Annotated in this window: 5 protein-coding genes; all 5 read right to left on the bottom strand. The window is 36.6% G+C overall.

The features are described 5' to 3' along the window. Positions 1-43 precede the first annotated feature (43 nt). The 5 genes from HMPREF2811_RS05810 to hxlB all read right to left on the bottom strand — a co-directional run bounded on the left by HMPREF2811_RS05810 (position 44) and on the right by hxlB (position 6,752). Complete coding sequence (locus HMPREF2811_RS05810; RefSeq protein ID WP_071408507.1) at positions 44-1,870, bottom strand: ABC transporter ATP-binding protein; 1,827 nt, start codon at positions 1,868-1,870, stop codon at positions 44-46. After that, the gene (locus HMPREF2811_RS05805) at positions 1,870-3,693 is read right to left on the bottom strand and encodes an ABC transporter ATP-binding protein (RefSeq protein ID WP_066126043.1); all 1,824 of its coding nucleotides are present in this window, start codon (positions 3,691-3,693) and stop codon (positions 1,870-1,872) included. Before HMPREF2811_RS05805 ends, HMPREF2811_RS05810 begins: the two co-directional genes overlap by 1 nt. Positions 3,694-3,768: 75 nt before the next feature. Further along, on the bottom strand, positions 3,769-4,491 hold the full coding sequence (locus HMPREF2811_RS05800) for a sensor histidine kinase (protein ID WP_168164951.1): 723 nt from the start codon (positions 4,489-4,491) through the stop codon (positions 3,769-3,771). Further along, a complete protein-coding gene (locus tag HMPREF2811_RS05795) occupies positions 4,484-5,215 on the bottom strand; it encodes a LytR/AlgR family response regulator transcription factor (RefSeq protein WP_071408506.1) in 732 nt (243 codons plus the stop codon). Before HMPREF2811_RS05795 ends, HMPREF2811_RS05800 begins: the two co-directional genes overlap by 8 nt. 979 nt (positions 5,216-6,194) lie before the next feature. Then, complete coding sequence (hxlB, locus tag HMPREF2811_RS05790) at positions 6,195-6,752, bottom strand: 6-phospho-3-hexuloisomerase (RefSeq protein WP_071408505.1); 558 nt, start codon at positions 6,750-6,752, stop codon at positions 6,195-6,197.

Here is a 6,752-nt window from a genome sequence, read left to right as displayed (position 1 = left end):
CGAAATGGCTCACTTTTAACTTGCGAAATACATTCACTCTTACTTACTGATAATACTGTGCCTGTGCACTCCATAATTCCTGGTACTTTCCTTTTTCATTCACCAGTTCTTTGTGTGTGCCTCTTTGTACGATCTCCCCTTGATCAAAAACGAGTATTTCATCGCAGAATTTGGAGCTTGAGAGTCTATGGGAAATATAAAAAGCTGTTTTATCTTTTACTAAGTTATCAAAGTTTTGATATATTTCAAATTCAGTCATTGGGTCCAGTGCAGCGGTCGGCTCATCTAAAATCATAACTGGCGCATCCTTATATAAAGACCGAGCGATGGCTATTTTCTGTTCTTGGCCCCCAGAGACACTGACGCCTGATTCTTCAAATTCTGTTCCCAGGTAGGTTTCTTCCTGATTGGGTAGATTTCTAACGAAGTCGCCTAACCCGACTTTATCTAAGGTAGACAACACTTTCTTTCTATCAAAAGAGGGTTTTACGGAAACGTTTTGTCCCAATGAAAATCCGACTAGATGGTAGTCCTGGAAGACAACGCCAAACAGATTGAAGTATTCTCTTAAATCATACTTATGGGCATCGATTTTATTCATTTTTATTGTCCCTTCACTCGGTTCATATAAACGAGTCAGTAGCTTAATAAACGTTGTTTTACCTGAGCCATTTTCTCCAACTATGGCATACTTTTTACCGACTTCAAACTTTTCAGTGATGTTCTTTAGGACTGTTTCATCTGAGCCGGGATAAGAAAAACTCATATTCTCTATTGCGAAATGATAGTCATTATCTAACCTTTTTTCTACAGGTAAACTGCCGACGACCTCTTCATCAGGCAAGTCCATGAATGCATAATACTGCTCTAATTCACCTGGTGAAGAAATCATCATCATGCCGTGCTGGATAACATCTGGTAAAGCAGAGACCATTTGACTGAGTGCGCTGGAAATTTGAATAATCAAAGCAACAGGTAAAGCTCCGATTAAAACAAGCAAGCCGACATAGGCATAGGTCAAATAGGTCATCACCTGAAATAAGCCGGTAGTAGGGATCATCATGGATCGAAAGCGTTTATAGTTTTCAGACAGTAATCTTCCTGTCTGTTCAGACTCAGCTCTTTTATTTTCGATCATTTTTTCAGTTAATTTGTAGAGGCGCATTTCTTTTCCAGACTTAAAGTCCTGAAGAATCCCATCTTCATAGAAAAATCGGGCATTAGATTCTTTCAATTCCGCAAGAAGCGCTGTAATTCGTTCGCTTGATTTTTTGGATGACGCGATTTGAATCCATACACTGATTCCAATCAGTAGGAGGAAGACACTAATAATAAGACTCGGACGCATCCACCAGAATCCGTCTGGCAATAAGGCTGTGTCTACTCTAAATAACGGAGTGAGTAAAATACCCCCCCATATAATACTGACCAATCCAGGCATCATTTCTTTTATACGGACATTAATCATTGGAAGTGAAGATTGGCTGCTCATCATATTACGGTTGATGATATCTAATTCTTCTCTTACTTCGGAACTTTCTGCATAATGGTAATGCATAGTTAACATCTTTTTATTTGGTTCAGCAAAGAGTTTTCTCAAAAACAGAGAATCCTCATGAGTGACTAGCGGGTCTATCCATCCAGAAATCAGCTGCAACACCAACAAGATTACTAAATACTGCACGATTAATGAAGGGATCCGGGTCATGTCATTCCTTGTTAAGGCATCCACAATTTGGGTCATATAGATGTAGCCGAAAAAAGGCAAACTGTATCTCGCCAATGAATGGATAAAGAACAGCACATAGTAAGTTTTGCCTATTTTAAACAAATCTTTAAAGGCACGTTTATACACGGTCAGTTTTTCCATTAAATCACCCCTCCTGTAACGACTGGCTCGTCTTCTTCCTCTTTTTCTTCCTTATCATGTTTATAGTAATAAGCTTGTGCTTCGTAAAGCTTAAAGTAATCTTTTTGCTTAGCCATTAATTCTTCGTGCGTTCCGACTTCTGTTATGTCTCCATCTTTGATGTAAATGATGCGATCACAAAAACGAGTTGATGAAAGGCGGTGAGAAATAAAAACAGACAATTTATCTTTAGAAAACTGGAAGTAATCCTGATAAATCTGATGTTCGGCGATGGGATCCAAAGCCGCTGTCGGTTCATCCAGTAAGAGAACGGGTGCGTCTTTATATAAGGCTTGAGCCAGTTTCAGTTTTTGTAACTGCCCTCCGGACAAATTCACTCCATCTGGATAAACGGCGCGCACAATTTTTGTCTCGTCTCTCGATTTGAATTTTGAAATGATGTCAGTCAAGCCACTTTGTTTAAGAACACGATTATACTTCAGTTCATCAAAGGGCAAGCCTTGAATGACCGTCTCTTTAATGGAATAGGTCAATAAAAATTTCTCCTGAAATACAGGCGCAAATAAAGCATAATAGTCTGAAATATTAAACTCACTCTGAGCTACTCCGTTAATATAAATTTCTCCACTATCCGGTTTAAGCAAACCGGCAATTAAATTAGACAGCGTCGATTTCCCAGCCCCATTTTCTCCTACTATAGCTAGATTTTCGTAAGGTTTAATGGTTAAAGATACATTATTTATCGTTGGTGTATCATTATTCGGATAAGTATAGGACACATTTTTTAATTCGATGGACAAGGGTTCTTTTGGCAAAGATCTGCCCTCTTCATGGTTAAATACTTGACCCTGAGACATAAAGTCATCATATTTTTTTGTCTCATTTAAACTCGTATTCATTTTACCTATAGCATTGACTAAGGTCATGATGGTTTGAGCCAGGATTGTAACAGACCCGGCAAAGATGACAAAGCTAGAAACCGGAATAGCTCCCGCCGCAATCAATTGAACACTTCTAATATAAGATAAGGCGGATAGACCGATAATCCCTACATTTACCAAGGTGCTTTCTGTCCATGTCACCCTTACTTTCGGTTTGATGATCCGGTGGTATTCCGCAATTGTTTTATCTTCAACTTGCTTGAACCAGTCTTTCATCTGGAAAATCCGTACATCTTTAGTGATACGGGATTCCCCGTACACTTTTCTCAAGTAACGTAATTTTTGGGAATTGGCTGCTTTCGCTTGAAATAATTTGCGGTCCATCTTCACTTGCCATACGTTAAAGAAGACAACGATAAGCAGAAAGACACCTACTAAAACAAGAAACAGAGATTCTAGTTGACTTAATATATTGATATACAAAACAACCCCTAGAAACGAACTCATTAATTCAATGATTTCCGTTACCAAACGGCCAAAAAGGGTCGTATTATTGTCGGTTAATTCACTGGCATTGTTATATCTTTCTTGCGCTTCTTTTCCTATAATGAGCGGATAATCCAGCTTCAAATACTTCGTTTCAATTTTATTTCTCATAAAATCTCTCAAATGGTTCATATTCTCTTCTTGATAAAGCATAAAATAATAGTTACCCATTTGAGCGATTCCAATAAGAACAATAAACACGAGTAGTCTAAGCAAGTACTCCCTAATCGCTACCCCTTCCATTAACCACTGAATCACAAAAGCAGATAAAAGCAATTGGAGTAAGGGTAAGGCCGCGCTAATAAGGGTAGCTAAAAGAATGGCTATAAATACTGTCGGTTTGAATGCATATAATTCCTTCAATAAAATTTTTGAATACTTCATTTTTTCTTTCATCTTCATCACCTCAATCGTATCTTACCAAAAAAAATACACTCCCTATTCAGAAGTGTATGAATGGTTAGTATTTGGTTACGAACGGTTTTTAAGCGGCAACGTCACTTCTGTCGCAAACACGCCATCTTCCCATTTACGGTTGACCATGCCTTGATATCTCTCCACTGCCTGGTCAATTCGGTACAAGCCATAGCCTCTTCTATTGATACTTTTTAATGAAAACAGAGAAGGTTTTGGATTCTCTGTCATCGTGTTCGTCACATTAATATACAATGTGTTTTTCATTGGTGCTATGTACAAACGAATAAAACGTTCATCAGAAGAACTGGATTCTTTCTCAGTCGCTTCTATAGCATTGGTCAGCAAGTTACCCAATATAATTGCTAAATCAACATGCTCTACACCCAATTCATTAGGAGCAATGGCTGTCGCATAGAGGGAAATGCCTTTATGTTTAGCAGCTGTCAACTTTGTATTAACGATGGCATCTATCATCGTATTTCCTGTTTGAATGATCGTATCGACTTGATTCAATTCATTGGTAAGCTGTTTAATATACGCATCCAATTCATCCAGACGGTGGTCATTCATTAAGGTGTGCATCACTTGTAAATGATTGCGATAGTCATGACGGATGCCTCTCATCTGTCTATAAATCGTTTCGACTTCTACGCTGTATTGGTCGAGTTCCTTTTCTTGTATTTTATAAAAATCAATGCTCTTTTTTTGCCTAACTATAACTATCCCTGCACTGATAAGGATAATAAGTACGACGGTTAGCCCTATCCAATCAGTCATTGTAAAACACCGCTCCTTTATTAAAGGCAATAAATTTTTCTTGAACTGTTTTGGCGAGACGCCTAGAAACGGGGACAGTTTGTCCGTTGGATAATTCAACATCTGTTTTTAACAGGCGATGGATGTGAGCGACATTGACTAAGTAACTTCGGTGAGTCTGGATAAAGTCAGCATTAAGCTTGTCCTCCAATTCTTTTAAAGGACGAGTGACGGTTATCACTTGATTGTTTAAATGAATCTCACATTCACGTTTAATGACTTCAATGTACAGAATATCATCCAGTAGAAGTTTATGCATCACACCTTCTGCTTCCAGTGTTAAGGTTTCTTTCACTAAGGTTTTTTTATCGAGATGTCTTTGGATGACTTGCTTAATTTTGTCTCTTTCAATGGGTTTGAGCAGGTAATCCAGGGCCTGCACTTCATAACCTTGAACGGCATATTCAGCGAATGCGGTCGCAAAGACAAGCGTCACTTCATGATCTATTTCTCTTATTTTCTTAGCCACTTCCAACCCATTAATCTGCTTCATCTCGATGTCCAAGAAAACAATATCTAAATCTTTGTTTTCTTCTAACTCAAAAAGAAAGGCTTCTCCACTTGAATAGGAGGATACTTTTGCGTGTAGACCCATTTCTTTGATTGTTTGATTGATTAGTGACTTCATCGCATCGAGTTGAATGTTTTCATCATCTACTATCGCTATGTGTAATTCTTTAGACATTCAGAGCCCTCCTCTTCTCCAATACTCATACTATCCGTTCCACTTGATTTTTCCTAATCATCGTCGTTAGACATAACATAAATGATTGATGGCAATAACAAACAATTAGTGGTTGGTCGTTTTTTTAAGCATTATGGTGTTTATTATTATGGTGTGTTGTAAGAAGAAACGCAACACTAAAAAAAGACATGAAGATTTGTTATACTTAAGTCACCACAACATAGTATAAGACTAACTATATAAAGTCAAGTAGAAAACAAAAGAATGATAAAGTTGTATCTAGAGTTGTCTTTCACTTCTACGTCAATTAAGTTTTGAATTTCTTCTAAATTCAGTGTAAAATGTACTTGGTCATTTTAATTCCTAATGGTTTGTTTATCTTCTTAAAAACATTGTACCAGTTATGGAGGGATTAATGACCCTTTCTTTTTACAAAATTATATGGACTCTATCAAAGTATGTCTCGATAAGGAAATTGTTTGGATAACTCACCGATGGAGAATTTCTTTGATATATTAAAACAAGAAGTGTATTATGGTGAACCTTTAATGACATAAGATAAATTAGAACAAAAGATAAATAAATAGATTAACCAATATAATAACAGCGAATAAAAAGAAAAATTGAACGGTATGTCTCCAGTTGAATACCGAAAACATACCGTTCAATTAGCTGCTTAAATTAAACTTCAACTTTTTGGGTTCATATCAGTCGTGCGCCCATTTTTAGGACATTAACACATTTTAGGATCAGGTGATTTTTTCAAGACAAAAAATAATATCCTCAACAAATTTCAGCATTAAAATTTTTAAAACTCATTATTTTCTTCAAAATTTCCCGTTTTTTCTCACTCAGTGACCTCTTACAGCGTTCTCATAAATAAATTAAGTAACAGACTATTTTAATTATCGATGAAAATTCTCAAATAGTTACCTTAATCCAGAAGTTAATAGACACTGACAATGCATTTTGCTCGTCTTTATTCAAAGTCAGCATGACGCGCATACATAGTATCTGACGTTTCACCCATTTTGTCCATTAAAGTCAATACTAAACTATTAAAAATTAGAAACGATAATTGTTCAAAACTTGTACCCATAGGTTGAGAAAAGTAACTCTTTTTTGGTTTTATCTGATCTTTAGTATGTCCAGGTAGTATAACCAATAAATCTGCTAATTGGCCAATAGTTGAATCTGGCTTCATAGTTACTAAAGCAATTTCAACCTTATTGTTTTTCGCTTTTTTAACTAGAGTTTTTAAACTATCCGTTTCCCCTGATCCAGAACAAATAATTAATAAATCACCTTCTTTTGAATGAGGGGAACAAATATCACCCACTAGACTTACGGAAAATCCTAGATGCATCAAACGATTCGCGAAGGCTTTCATCGTAATTCCAGATCGACCGGCTCCGGCTAAAAAAATATGATTAGCGTGTATTATTTTATCACTAAGGTGTTCTAATTCTGAATGGTTGACATGTCTTATGTTAGATTGCAATTCGTTCATTATTTCAACTAAATAATTATTGGACAT

This window comes from Globicatella sp. HMSC072A10, from assembly GCF_001811625.1.
GTDB lineage: Bacteria > Bacillota > Bacilli > Lactobacillales > Aerococcaceae > Globicatella > Globicatella sanguinis.
This window is presented reverse-complemented; position numbering and strand designations above follow the sequence as displayed.

Excerpts from the sequence above, each read along its gene's own strand:
- HMPREF2811_RS05810 (WP_071408507.1), bottom strand. The coding sequence starts at position 1,870 with ATGGAAAAACTGACCGTGTATAAACGTGCCTTTAAAGATTTGTTTAAA.
- HMPREF2811_RS05805 (WP_066126043.1), bottom strand. The coding sequence starts at position 3,693 with ATGAAAGAAAAAATGAAGTATTCAAAAATTTTATTGAAGGAATTATAT.
- HMPREF2811_RS05800 (WP_168164951.1), bottom strand. The coding sequence starts at position 4,491 with ATGACTGATTGGATAGGGCTAACCGTCGTACTTATTATCCTTATCAGT.
- HMPREF2811_RS05795 (WP_071408506.1), bottom strand. The coding sequence starts at position 5,215 with ATGTCTAAAGAATTACACATAGCGATAGTAGATGATGAAAACATTCAA.
- hxlB (WP_071408505.1), bottom strand. The coding sequence starts at position 6,752 with ATGTCCAATAATTATTTAGTTGAAATAATGAACGAATTGCAATCTAAC.